Origin of the sequence: Streptomyces albiflavescens, from assembly GCF_014645835.1 — a bacterium.
Lineage (GTDB): Bacteria > Actinomycetota > Actinomycetes > Streptomycetales > Streptomycetaceae > Streptomyces > Streptomyces albiflavescens.
The window spans coordinates 16,947-29,839 of record NZ_BMMM01000002.1 but is presented as its reverse complement, the minus strand read 5'-3'; the positions used below and the strand labels follow the sequence as shown (position 1 = coordinate 29,839).

The following is a 12,893-nucleotide window of genomic DNA, read 5'->3' as shown; positions in this document are numbered from 1 at the left end:
TCCTAGACATACCTCCCCGCTGTGCCGTGTTATCGACCGTGCTTGGTGTGTTGGAACACCCACGTCCGGTACACCAGGAAGCGGAAGGCCGAGGCCAGCACGATCGACAGCGCCTTGGCGATGTTCGAGCCGAGCGGGCTGCTCATACCCAGGCCCTGATAGCCGACGTAGAAGAGTCCGCTCTCCATGAGGACGCCGAGCCCGCTGAACGCGAAGAAGAGGACGATCTGCCGCCTGGTGCGCGAGGCCCGGTCGCGGTACGCGAAGTAACGGAAGCCCAGATAGTTGGTGCCCATGGCGATGCAGCTGGCGATCACCGTGGCGACCATCGGGGCCCACTTCAGGCCGTGCAGCAGGAGGTTGAAGAGGAGGATGTTGACCGCGACTCCGCTGCCGCCGACGACCCCGAACTTGGCCACCTCGAGAGCGATCCGCCGCGTCCGCGCGAACGCTCCGGGACTGGGACTGGGACTGGGACTGGGACTCGGGACGGGCTGGACGAGGGTCGGCGCGGGGGCCTGACGGCCCACGCGGGCCCGCTCCCCGGAGAGGTTCACAGTCACAATTGTCCCTTTTATCAGCAATAGGTAAATTTCAGGTGCGGTTTCCCCCAGAGATCGACAAGAAAAAACGGGGCGCCCCCGGCCATCAAGACCGGGGGCGCCCCCATTGCGGTACGGACTGCATCGCCGTACGGACTAACTCGCCGTGCGGGCTACCCCGCCGTACGGACTAACTCGCCGTGCGGGCTACCCCGCCGTGCGGACTACCTCGCCGTGCGGACTACCTCGCCGTGCGGACTACGAATGGTTCCGCAGCAGCGTCCGCATCGTCCGCATCGCCACCGACAGGTTCGCGAGGTCGAACGAGTCCGAACCCCGGATCTCCTCCAGCGTCGTGCGGGCCCGGCTGAGGATCGCCGCGTTCTTCTCCTCCCAGGCCTTGAAGCGCTGCTCGGGAGTGGAGGTGCCGTTGCCCACCGCCAGGACGTCGGCGGTGAGTGCCGCGTGGGCCGCGTACAGGTCCTCGCGGATCGACGCGCGGGCCATGGACTGCCAGCGGTCGGCGCGCGGGAGCTCGATGATGCGGTCCATGAGCTGGGTGATGCCGAGGCGGTCGGCGAGGTCGTAGTAGACCTCGGCGACGGCCATCGGGTCCTTGCCCATGCGGTCGGCCACCGCGACGATGTCCAGCGTCGGGAAGGCGGAGGAGAACCCGGCCACGCGGGTGGCGAGTTCGTCCGGGACGCCGGCGCCCGACAGCTCGTCGTAGATCTGCTGGTACCACTCCAGGTCCGCGCCGCGGAGCAGCTTGGGCAGCTCGGACCAGACCTGCTCGACGCCGTCGCTGAAGAAGCCGATCGTCTCGGCGAGCTGGAGCGGCTGCGGCCGGTTGTTGAGCAGCCAGCGCGTGCCGCGCTCGACGAGCCGGCGCGAGTGCAGCCGGATGCGGGTCTGCACGTCGGCGGCGACGACATTGTCGAGCGCCTCCACCGCGTCCCACACCGCGCTGGAGTTGAAGATCGCGCGGGCCGCGGTCTGCGCCCGGACGATCTCCTCCAGCGAGGCACCCGTCTCCTCGCGCAGGCGGTGCAGGAAGCTCGTACCGCCCGTGTTGACCGTGTCGTTGACCAGAACGGTCGTGACGATCTCGCGGCGCAGCGCGTGCGCTTCGATCTGCTCGCGGAACTTCTCGCGCAGTGCCGTCGGGAAGTACGCGAAGAGCAGGTTCTGCAGGTGCGGGTCGTCCGGCAGCGAGGTGGAGAGCAGCTCGTCGGAGACCGTGATCTTCGTGTACGCGAGGAGGACGGCCGTCTCCGGACCGGTAAGGCCCTGCCCGCTGTTGAGCCGCTCGCGGATCTGCCGCTCGGTGGGCATGAACTCCAGGGCCCGGTCGAGGTGACCCTCGCGCACCAGATGGCGGATGAACCGCTGCTGGGCGTGGAGCATGCTCCCGGACTGGGCCAGCGCGTTGGCGATCGCCACGTTCTGCGCGTAGTTGTTGCGCAGGACCAGAGCACCGACCTCGTCGGTCATCTCGGCGAGCTGCTTGTTGCGCTGCTTGACGGTCAGATCACCGTTGGCCACCACCGCGTTGAGCAGGATCTTGATGTTCACCTCGTGGTCGGAGGTGTCCACGCCCGCGCTGTTGTCGATGGCGTCGGTGTTGATCTTCCCGCCGTGCTGGGCGAACTCGATCCGGCCGAGCTGGGTCAGGCCCAGGTTGCCGCCCTCGCCGACGACCTTGACGCGCAGGTCGGCGCCGTCGACGCGGATCGCGTCGTTGGCCTTGTCGCCGACGTCCGCGTGCGACTCGGCGGACGACTTCACGTACGTACCGATGCCGCCGTTCCACAACAGGTCGACCGGCGCCTTGAGGATCGCCTTCATCAGGTCGGCCGGGGTCATCTTGGCGACGCCGGGCTCGATGCCGAGGGCGTCGCGGATGTGCGCGTTGATCGGGATGGCCTTGGCGGTACGCGGGAACACACCACCGCCGGCCGAGATCAGCTCGCTGTTGTAGTCCGCCCACGAGGAGCGCGGCAGCTCGAAGAGGCGGCGGCGCTCGGCGTACGACGTCTCCGCGTCCGGGGTCGGGTCGATGAAGATGTGCCGGTGGTCGAAGGCGGCGACCAGGCGGATGTGCTCGGACAGCAGCATTCCGTTGCCGAACACGTCACCGGACATGTCGCCGACGCCGACCACGGTGAAGTCCTGCGTCTGGGTGTTCACGCCCAGCTCCCGGAAGTGCCGCTTCACGGACTCCCAGGCACCGCGCGCGGTGATGCCCATCTTCTTGTGGTCGTAACCGGCGCTGCCGCCGGAGGCGAAGGCATCGCCGAGCCAGAAGTTGTAGCTCTCCGCGACCTCATTGGCGATGTCCGAGAACGTCGCGGTGCCCTTGTCGGCGGCGACCACGAGGTACGTGTCGTCCTCGTCGTGCCGGACGACGTCCGCGGGCGGCACGACCTCGCCGGCCACCATGTTGTCGGTGATGTCGAGCAGCGCCGAGATGAAGGTCTTGTAGCTGCGGATGCCCTCGGCCAGCCAGGCATCGCGGTCCACCGACGGGTCGGGCAGCTGCTTGGCGACGAAGCCGCCCTTGGCGCCGACCGGCACGATGACGGTGTTCTTGACCATCTGCGCCTTGACCAGGCCGAGGATCTCCGTACGGAAGTCCTCCTTGCGGTCGGACCAGCGCAGGCCACCTCGCGCGACCTTGCCGAAGCGCAGGTGCACGCCCTCGACGCGCGGCGAGTACACCCAGATCTCGTACGCCGGTCGCGGCGCGGGAAGGTCCGGGATGGCCGTCGGGTCGAACTTCATGGACACGTATTCGTGCCACGTGGCACCCAACGCCTCCTGGAAGAAGTTCGTGCGCAGGGTCGCCTTGATGAGGTTGAGGAAGGACCGCAGGATCCGGTCCTCGTCCAGCGACGCGACCTGGTCGAGCGCGGCGTCCAGCTCCTCCATCAGCGCGTCGGTCAGCTCGACACCGGCACGCTGGCGGTCCGGGGACATCCGCGCCTCGAAGAGCGACACCAGGAGCCGGGTGGTGTGGACGTTGTTGCGGAGGGTGTCCTCCATGTAGTCCTGGCTGAAGGTGGCACCGGCCTGGCGCAGGTACTTCGCGTACGCGCGCAGCACCATCGCCTGCCGCCAGGTCAGCCCGGCGCTCAGGACGAGGGCGTTGAAGCCGTCGTTCTCGGCCTGCCCGGTCCAGGTGGCGGAGAAGGCGTCCTGGAACCGCTCACGGCCGTCGTCTCCGAGGGAGTCGCCGTTGCCGATCAGGGACTTCGGCAGACGCAGCCCGAAGTCGTAGATCCAGGCGGTCGTACGGTCCGAGCAGCGCAGCTCGTACGGGCGCTCGTCGGTGACCTCGACGCCCATGCGGTTGAGGGCGGGCAGCACCGCGGAGAGCGAGACCTGCTCACCGGTGCGGTAGATCTTGAAACGGCGCTCGCCGGGCGCCGCGCCCACCGGCTCGTACAGGCTGAGCGCGAAGTCCTTGCTCTTGTCGCGCGTGAGCGCTTCGAGGTGGACCAGGTCGGCGACGGCCGCACGCGGGTTGTGGTCCGCCTTGTAGCCCTCGGGAAAGGCGTTTCCGTAGCGGCGCAGCAGCTCGGCGGCGCGCTCCTCACCGAACTCGGCGGTCAGCGCCTCCGCGAAACCGTCGGCCCAGGAGCGGGCGGCCTCGACGAGTCGCGCCTCGATGCGCTCCTTGTCGGCGTCGGACAGCTGCGGCAGCTCGGTGCCCGGCGGGACGCGGACCACGAAGTGCAGCCGGGACAGGATCGACTCGGTGTTCCAGGCCGTGAAGTCGACGCTGGTGCCGTTCAGCTCTTCCTTGAGGATGTCGATGATCCGCAGGCGTACGCCGGTGGTGTAGCGGTCGCGCGGGAGGTAGACGAGGGCGGAGTAGTAGCGCCCGTACTCGTCCTGGCGCAGGTAGAGCCGCAGCCGCCGCCGTTCCTGCAGGTACAGGACGGACGTGACGATCGAGCGCAGCTCGTCGACCGGAGTCTGGAAGAGCTCGTCGCGCGGGTAGGTCTCCAGGATCTGGAGCAGGTCGCGCCCGTCGTGGCTGTTGGGCGAGAAGCCGGCGCCCTTGAGGACTTCCGCCACCTTGCGGCGGATGACGGGCACACGGCGCACGGACTCGGTGTACGCGGCGGACGAGAAGAGCCCGAGGAAGCGGCGCTCCCCGACGACGTTCCCGTGCTCGTCGAACTTCTTGACGCCGACGTAGTCGAGGTACGACGGCCGGTGCACGGTCGCCCGGCTGTTCGCCTTGGTCAGCACCAGCAGCTTGTGCTCGCGGGCCTTGGCCCGAGCGTCGGCGGGCAGCCGCTCGAAGGACGGGCTGACGGGGTGGCTGTCCTCCCCGGCGTGGTGCGGGTCGGAGCGCAGGATGCCGAGCCCGGTGCCGGGCACGGCCGCCAGCGAGTCGTCGTCGCGCAGCTCGTACTCCCGGTACCCCAGGAACGTGAAGTGGTCGTCCGCGAGCCAGCGCAGCAGGTTACGGGCCTCCTCGACCTCCTGGTCGCGCAGGTCGTCCGCCGTCGGCTCCTTGGGCAGCTCCTCCGCGATGCGCAGCGCCGAGTCGCGCATCTTCTCCCAGTCCTCGACGGCCTCACGGACGTCGGACAGGACGCGCAGCAGGTCGGCGGTGATCTGCTTCAGATCGGCGCGGTCGGTCTCGCGGTCGATCTCGACGTGGATCCAGGACTCGACGTGGGTGTCGTGGGGAAGCTCCTCGGCGGTGGGCCGGCCGGGCAGCACCTCGATGAGCTTGCCGGTCAGATCACGCCGCACGACGACCTGCGGGTGAATGACGACGTGAATGCCGCGGCTCTGGCGGGAGAGCTCGTTGGTGACCGAGTCGACGAGGAAGGGCATGTCGTCGGTGACCACCTCGACGACGGAGTGGCTGCAGGTCCAGCCGTTCTCCTCGACGGTCGGGGTGTGGACCCGCACGTTGGCCGTGCCCTGCGGGCGGTTCTCGGCCAGCCGGTAGTGGGAGAAGGCGGCTCCGAAGATGTCGACCGGGTCGCGGTCGGTGAGGTCCTCCGGGGCGGTGTGCAGGTAGTAGCGCTGGAGGAACGCGAGCACGGTGTCCTTGTCAGGGGTGCCCTCGCCCGTCGTCCCAGTCGGTAGGTGCCCCCCGACCGGGCTGTTCTCAGCTACCCGGGCGGCCCGTTCGAGCAGCTCGGCCTTGGCTTCGTCCAGCTTGGTCTGCATTGTCCTCTGGCTCCTGTCGCGCGCCGTTGCGTGACGTTGAAGGAAGTACGGTCTCTTCTCTTCCGACGTAACGCCACGACGCGGGGTGTCCGGTCTGCTTCGACGCTATGCCGCAAGGTGAGATGAGCGGGGGGTTATCAGCCATTTTCGGCCCCCCTGGAGACTGTGACGCTGCTCTCGGCGACGTCCGTACCCGGGGTGTCAGCGGCGTCCGGAGTGCGCTTTCCGACGCCCCGACCCGCCCGCGAAGATCGGCGACCGTCGCCCGGCCACGGATGTCGTCCGTGCTCTCCGGGCGCAGGGCAGGGGCGACGATGCCCCCGCGAGATATCGCGCTGATCACGCCACAAGGCTATCGCCCCCTACCCCGGAGTCGTCATGAGCCGTATGTGTACAAAACCAGGGGTGGAACTTTGACAGTATGCACAGGGACGAAAGGGACGGGGATCCCGTAGGCGGCTGTGGTGACTGTGGACGTCCCGGCCGATTTCCCAGCGCGGGCAGGCGCGCCGCCACGGGCGTCATGGGCGCCACGGGTGGGCGCGGCGGCACCCCGCCACGGGCGCCACGGGTGGATGCAGCGGTGCCCCGTTTAGGCGCCGGGCTGCGTGACCCACCCAGAGCCCCTTCCCGGCCCCGGGCCCTGAAGTGAGCGCCCGCCCCCTTGGCAAGACTCCACACCCGAGGCAAGTTGGCCAGGACGCCCAACGGAGACCGCAGCACAATTGAGGCATGGCTGACGCATGGCTCAGGCAAGGCTGAGGGGAGCGGCACAGACATGACAGCGAAGATCCTGATAGTGACCGGCGACGCGGCGGAGTCACTGGAGGTCCTGTACCCCTACCAGCGCCTGCGCGAGGAAGGCTACGAAGTCCACATCGCGGCCCCCACCCGCAAGCAGCTCCAATTCGTCGTCCACGATTTCGAACCGGGCTTTGACACCTACACGGAGAAACCCGGCTACACCTGGCCCGCGGACCTCTCGTTCGCGGAGGTGGACCCCGGCCAGTACGTCGCGCTGGTCATCCCCGGCGGCCGAGCCCCGGAGTACCTCCGCAACGACCCCGAACTCCGCAAGATCCTCAAGTCCTTCTTCGACACCGACAAGCCGGTGGCCCAGATCTGCCACGGCCCCCTCCTGACGGCAGCCGTCGACGCGCTCCGCGGCCGCCGCGTCACGGCGTACCCCGCGCTGGAACTCGACATGCAGGCGGCCGGCGCGACCTTCCACGACGCGGAAGCCGTGGTCGACGGCATGCTGGTCTCCTCCCGCGCCTGGCCGGACCACTCCAGCTGGATGCGCGAGTTCCTGACAGTGCTGCGCGCGAAGGCCCCGGTGACCTGAACCGACCCATCCGGCGCCCCGCTGAGGCGACCCACCCTCGGCCCCGCTGAACCGCCCCATCCGGTGCCCACTGAGCCGACCCACCCTCGGCCCCCCTGAGCCGAACCACCCTCGGCCCCGCTGAGCCGAACCACCCGAGCGGCGGCTGCCCCACCGACGAGGGCAGCCGTCCCGCCTCAGCCCGAGTGCGAGACCACGAGGCGCGCGCGGCGCCGTCCGGCGCCGCCCACCCCCGGTCAGGCCGCCAGCCGCTGTGCCTCCTCGACCGCCTCCGCCAGGCTGTCCACCACGGGCACGCCCACCTCCTCCAGGCTGGCGCGACTGTGGGAGCCCCCGGTGTAGAGGACCGCCCCCGCCCCCACGCGCCGTGCGGCGACCGCGTCGTCGGCCGCGTCGCCGATCACCACCACGCGGGACGGCTCCACACCGGCGAGCGCGCCCACGTGCCGCACCATGTGCTCGGCCTTGCTGCCGCCGGAAGGCCCGGTCCGCCCGTCGACACGGAGGAAGTGCGGCTCGATCCCGAACCTCCGCACCAGCGGGACCAGTTCGTCATGCCCGTACATGCTCAGGAGCGACTGGCTGTGCCCCGCCAACCCCCACTCGGCGAGCAGCGACGGCACGCCCTCGGTGAGCTCGCAGGCGGTCCGGTGCTCCGCGTAGTACCGGTGGAAGGTCTCGTCCATGACCTGCCACTCGGCATCCGTCGGCAGCCGCCCTATCAGCCGCTCGTAGAACTTCGGCACCGGCACGCAGTACAGCGCTCTGTACTTCTCCAGCGTGATCGGCTCCAGCCCCAGCTCGGCGAACGCCGCGTTCGTCGCCCCGATGATCGCTTCATTGTCGTGGAACAGCGTGCCGTTCCAGTCCCACACAATGTGCGCAGTTCCGTTCATCCCCATGACAAGAACGTACCCGCCGCGACTGACAATGGCCCCGTCACCCGGAGGCACACGAAAGCGCGCGGGGGCGCTTGGAGCCATGGACGCCGGGTGACCGGGAACGCAGGCCGGGGTCAGTCCCCCGGCCCCACCAGGTTGGGAATCTCCTGTGTGGCGAACCACAGCAGCTCGTGGTCCTCGGCCCCGTCGACGATGAACTGGGCGTCGTCGTCCCCGACGTCCGCCGCGCCCAGCGCGTCCGCGGCGGCGGAGACATCCGTCTCGGCATCGGTCGAGTCGACATGCACGGCGGCCGCCTTGGCCAGCGGCACGGCCTGGGAGACCCGCACCTCACCGAGCGCGGCGGGATCGAGGCCCCGGTCGGGATCGGCGACCGCGGCCCGGTCCGGGACGTCGACCGCGACGACCACCCGCCGCCGAACGACTCCGGGGTCGACCGCGAGCAGCCGCAGCGAGGCCAGCGCGGCCCGGTTCAGCGCCGCGTACTCGAGCTCCTCGATGTCGTCGGAGAGATACCACTCACGCAACGCGGGCGTGACGGCGTACGCGACGAAAGGTCCCGCCTCCAGCTCTCCCGTCTTGTACGCCTCGGCGAGACCGGAGAGGGTCAGGGGGACGTAGACGCGCATGGCTGGCCACTTTCGTAGTCGGAGGGCTCCGATCTTCGCAGTCGGAGGGCTCCGAGGAGGGCGGTCCCGCGCCTCCCGGGAGGGCCTTCAGGATACGTGCGGGCGTCCCCTTTCGAGCCCCCGACCGCACCCTCCGGGGCGTCCACCCCGGGCCACGGATTCACCCGGTACACCCCGCTCCCACCAAGGCCCGCACACCGTCCGGCCACCCTGATAGGTGAACTTTCCGGCCGCTCCGGCGCGCGTCCGGCGTCCTTGCGGAGGCCCGCACCCGCCTCGTACAAGATCCCCAACGCGAAAGTTACCGCCCGGTATCAATCGGGCCCCAACGAGCGGGGACGACGCATGAACAAGGTGATGACCAGGACGAAGCGCCACCCGGGCGCCCGCCCACCCGGCCGCCAGGACACCCGCCGCCCGGGCGGCGCGCCACCCCGCACGCCGGGAGCAGGAGCACCGCGCAGGACCCCGGGCGGCACCCCACCGTCGGCGCCGCCCGGCGCGGGTGCACCTCGGCCGACCCCACCGGGCGCAGGTGCGTCACGACCCACCCCACCGGGCGCAGGTGCGTCACGACCCACCCCACCGGGCGCACGCGCACCACAACCGGCCCCACCGGGCGCGGGCGCGTCCCTGGAGGCACCGGCGGCCGCCCTGCTGACGACACCCGCCCGCGGCCCCCTGCGCCCCGCACAGGGCGACAGCCCGGCACGGGGCGACACCGCGCCCTCGCCGTTCCCCGGTGGCGGAGCCGCGCCAGTCACCGCACCCGCCGATGTCCCGCGCAGGCCCACTCCCCAACCCCGCCCCACCGACCTCTTCGCCGACCGTCTGCTCGCCGTACTGAGCGGTCGGCGCCCCGTCCACTGCATGCTGCGTCACACCGCGGGCCGTGCCTACGACGAACTGGCCTGGCTCGCCGAGCGCGGCCCCCTGCGCGCCCGCGGCACCCGACCGGTCGTCCGCGACATCGGCTACTACGTACCGCGCCCGGGCGCGATCGAGGCCTTCGCCCGCATCGGCGCCGGCGAACAGCTGCGCGCCATGGCGTTCCGCCTGGAACAGGGCCCGGACCTGCGCTGGCGCTGCACGGCGGTGGAGCTCGGCGGTCCGCGCATGCCCCACGCGGACGACGACTGAACCGACCCGCGGCCGTCCGCCCTCCTCCGGCAACGCAAAGGGCCGGGCACCCAAGGTGCCCGGCCCTCACAAGCGACCGTGACCGGCGCTGCGCGGCGGCGCTACCGCCCGCCCGCGGCGACCGTCACTTCTTGCGCCGACGGGTGCCCTTCTGCTGCTTGCGGCGCTCCGCACGCGTGAGGCCGTCCACCTCGGAGCGCACGGGCTCGTCGCCGTTGTCATCGATGAAGTCGCCCTCGACGATACCGCCCTCGCCGTCCACCTTCGGCGCGGAGAAGTGCAGCCGGTCGGGGCGCCGAGGGGCGTCGAGGCCCTTGGCACGGATCTCCGGACGCGCGCCCGCGGGGACGACGTCCTCCTTCTCGAGGGAAGGCACCGAGTCCTCGACCGGAACCTCCTCCACCTGCTGCTCCACCTGGACCTCCAGGTTGAACAGGTAGCCGACGGACTCCTCCTTGATGCCGTCCATCATGGCGGAGAACATGTCGAAGCCCTCGCGCTGGTACTCGACCAGCGGGTCCTTCTGCGCCATGGCGCGCAGGCCGATGCCCTCCTGGAGGTAGTCCATCTCGTAGAGGTGCTCGCGCCACTTGCGGTCCAGGACCGACAGCACGACCCGGCGCTCCAGCTCACGCATGATCTCGGAGCCGAGCTGCGTCTCACGGGCCTCGTACTGCTCGTGGATGTCGTCCTTGATGGACTCGGAGATGAACTCGGCGGTCAGACCGGCACGGTCACCGGCCGCCTCCTCCAGCTCGTCGACGGTGACCTTCACCGGGTAGAGCTGCTTGAAGGCACCCCACAGCCGGTCCAGGTCCCACTCCTCGGCGAAGCCCTCGGCGGTCTCGGCCCCGATGTACGCGTCGATCGTGTCGTCCGTGAAGTGCTGGATCTGCTCCTGCAGGTCCTCGCCCTCCAGGACGCGGCGGCGCTCACCGTAGATGACCTCGCGCTGCCGGTTGAGGACCTCGTCGTACTTCAGGACGTTCTTACGCGTCTCGAAGTTCTGCTGCTCGACCTGCGACTGGGCGGACGCGATCGCGCGCGTGACCATCTTGTTCTCGATCGGCACGTCGTCGGGCACGTTCGCCATCGACATGACGCGCTCGACCATCTGCGCCTTGAACAGGCGCATCAGGTCGTCGCCCAGCGACAGGTAGAAGCGGGACTCGCCCGGGTCGCCCTGTCGGCCGGAACGGCCGCGCAGCTGGTTGTCGATACGGCGCGACTCGTGCCGCTCGGTGCCGAGGACGTAGAGCCCGCCGAGGTCCTTGACCTCCTCGAACTCCGCCTTCACGGCCTTTTCGGCCCTCTCCAGAGCGGCGGGCAGCGCGCCGGCCCACTCCTCGATGTGCTCCTCGGGGTCGAGGCCGCGCTGACGCAGCTCCGCCTCGGCGAGGTCATCGGGGTTGCCGCCGAGCTTGATGTCCGTACCACGACCGGCCATGTTCGTGGCCACGGTCACGGCGCCCCTGCGGCCGGCCTGGGCGACGATCGTCGCCTCACGGTCGTGCTGCTTGGCGTTCAGCACTTCGTGCTGGATGCCGCGCTTGGAGAGCTGCTGCGAGAGGTACTCGGACTTTTCGACCGACGTCGTACCGACGAGGATCGGCTGGCCCTTCTCGTGCTTCTCGGCGATGTCGTCGACCACCGCGTCGAACTTGGCGACCTCGGTGCGGTAGATCAGGTCCGACTGGTCCTTGCGGACCATCGGCTTGTTGGTCGGGATCGGGACGACACCGAGCTTGTAGATCTGGTGGAACTCGGCGGCCTCGGTCATCGCCGTACCGGTCATGCCGGAGAGCTTGCCGTAGAGGCGGAAGAAGTTCTGCAGGGTGATCGTGGCGAGCGTCTGGTTCTCGTCCTTGATGTCCACCCCTTCCTTCGCCTCGATCGCCTGGTGCATGCCCTCGTTGTAGCGGCGGCCGGCGAGGATACGGCCGGTGTGCTCGTCGACGATCATGACTTCGCCGTCGATGACGACGTAGTCCTTGTCCTTCTTGAAGAGTTCCTTGGCCTTGATGGCGTTGTTCAGGTACCCCACGAGCGGCGTGTTCACCGACTCGTAGAGGTTGTCGATGCCCAGCCAGTCCTCGACCTTGGAGACGCCGGGCTCGTGGATGGCGACGGTGCGCTTCTTCTCGTCGACCTCGTAGTCGCCGGTCTCCTCGATGCCCTTGAGCTGGTTGCCCGGCTCGCCCTTCTTGAGGCGGGTGACCAGCTTGGCGAAGTCGCCGTACCACTTGGTGGCCTGGTCGGCCGGGCCGGAGATGATCAGCGGCGTACGGGCCTCGTCGACGAGGATGGAGTCGACCTCGTCGACGATCGCGAAGTTGTGGCCGCGCTGCACCAGTTCGTCCTGCGACCATGCCATGTTGTCGCGCAGGTAGTCGAAGCCGAACTCGTTGTTCGTGCCGTACGTGATGTCGCAGCCGTACTGCTCGCGGCGCTGGGCCGGCGTCATGTTGGCGAGGATGCAGCCGACGGTCAGCCCGAGGAACTTGTGGACGCGACCCATCATTTCGGAGTCGCGCTCGGCCAGATAGTCGTTGACCGTGATGAGGTGAACGCCGTCTCCGGTGAGGGCGTTCAGATACGCGGGCAGGGTGCCAACGAGCGTCTTGCCCTCACCGGTCTTCATCTCGGCGACATAGCCGAGGTGGAGGGCGGCGCCGCCCATCATCTGGACGTCGTAGTGACGCTGGCCCAGCACGCGCTTGGCCGCCTCACGGACGGTCGCGAACGCCTCGGGCAGCAGGTCGTCGAGGCTTTCGCCGTCGGCGTACCGCTGCTTGTACTCATCGGTGAGGGCCCGCAGCTCGGCGTCGGAGAGGTCGACGAAGTCCTCTTCGATGGAGGTGACCTGGTCCGCGATGCGGTGCAGCTTGCGCAGGATCTTGCCTTCGCCTGCACGCATGATCTTCGAGAGGACGGACACGGGGGTTTGTCTCCTTGCCGGTCGGGCCTGGGACGGTCGGTTTCAATGACAGTGACAAATCACAGCTTGAGCAACGGCCATCGTAAGCGAGGACCACACCGCGCCGGGAGGTCTGCCAGTGACAGCCACTAGGACAACGGACGGGGGTTGCTGAAGGTGCCGCGTTCTCGCTGCGTAAAGTAATGGCTCTCTCACTCA

Annotated in this window: 7 protein-coding genes; 2 read left to right on the top strand and 5 right to left on the bottom strand. The window is 69.2% G+C overall.

Annotated features, from left to right (window positions below; all coding sequences use genetic code 11):
• Window positions 1–29: 29 nt before the first annotated feature.
• Both IEY95_RS05115 and IEY95_RS05110 read right to left on the bottom strand, forming a co-directional pair.
• A complete protein-coding gene (locus IEY95_RS05115; protein WP_229702572.1) occupies window positions 30–419 on the bottom strand; it encodes a GtrA family protein in 390 nt (129 codons plus the stop codon).
• Window positions 420–800: 381 nt separating this feature from the next.
• Complete coding sequence (locus tag IEY95_RS05110; protein ID WP_189184672.1) at window positions 801–5,741, bottom strand: NAD-glutamate dehydrogenase; 4,941 nt, start codon at window positions 5,739–5,741, stop codon at window positions 801–803.
• 778 nt (window positions 5,742–6,519) lie between these two features.
• On the opposite strand from IEY95_RS05110, the gene IEY95_RS05105 reads away from it, so the two are divergent.
• A complete protein-coding gene (locus IEY95_RS05105) occupies window positions 6,520–7,086 on the top strand; it encodes a DJ-1/PfpI family protein (RefSeq protein ID WP_189184671.1) in 567 nt (188 codons plus the stop codon).
• A gap of 236 nt (window positions 7,087–7,322) precedes the next feature.
• Here the strand turns inward: IEY95_RS05105 and IEY95_RS05100 are convergent, their stop codons facing one another.
• Together IEY95_RS05100 and IEY95_RS05095 are read right to left on the bottom strand one after the other, a co-directional pair.
• Complete coding sequence (locus tag IEY95_RS05100) at window positions 7,323–7,988, bottom strand: HAD family hydrolase (RefSeq protein WP_189184670.1); 666 nt, start codon at window positions 7,986–7,988, stop codon at window positions 7,323–7,325.
• 113 nt (window positions 7,989–8,101) lie between these two features.
• A complete protein-coding gene (locus IEY95_RS05095) occupies window positions 8,102–8,617 on the bottom strand; it encodes a DUF6912 family protein (protein WP_189184669.1) in 516 nt (171 codons plus the stop codon).
• A 345-nt stretch (window positions 8,618–8,962) separates the two neighbouring features.
• On the opposite strand from IEY95_RS05095, the gene IEY95_RS05090 reads away from it, so the two are divergent.
• The gene (locus tag IEY95_RS05090; protein WP_189184668.1) at window positions 8,963–9,757 is read left to right on the top strand and encodes an Rv3235 family protein; all 795 of its coding nucleotides are present in this window, start codon (window positions 8,963–8,965) and stop codon (window positions 9,755–9,757) included.
• 124 nt (window positions 9,758–9,881) lie between these two features.
• Here IEY95_RS05090 and secA read toward each other — a convergent pair whose 3' ends face one another.
• Window positions 9,882–12,695 carry a preprotein translocase subunit SecA gene (gene secA, locus IEY95_RS05085; protein ID WP_189184667.1) on the bottom strand — a complete coding sequence of 938 codons (2,814 nt, stop codon included), beginning with the start codon at window positions 12,693–12,695 and terminating at the stop codon, window positions 9,882–9,884.
• Between the last annotated feature and the right edge of the window lie 198 nt (window positions 12,696–12,893).

Bases quoted from the DNA above. Each gene is read 5' to 3' on its own strand.
- IEY95_RS05100 (WP_189184670.1), bottom strand. From the start codon at position 7,988: ATGGGGATGAACGGAACTGCGCACATTGTGTGGGACTGGAACGGCACG.
- IEY95_RS05105 (WP_189184671.1), top strand. From the start codon at position 6,520: ATGACAGCGAAGATCCTGATAGTGACCGGCGACGCGGCGGAGTCACTG.
- IEY95_RS05095 (WP_189184669.1), bottom strand. From the start codon at position 8,617: ATGCGCGTCTACGTCCCCCTGACCCTCTCCGGTCTCGCCGAGGCGTAC.
- IEY95_RS05110 (WP_189184672.1), bottom strand. From the start codon at position 5,741: ATGCAGACCAAGCTGGACGAAGCCAAGGCCGAGCTGCTCGAACGGGCC.
- IEY95_RS05090 (WP_189184668.1), top strand. From the start codon at position 8,963: ATGAACAAGGTGATGACCAGGACGAAGCGCCACCCGGGCGCCCGCCCA.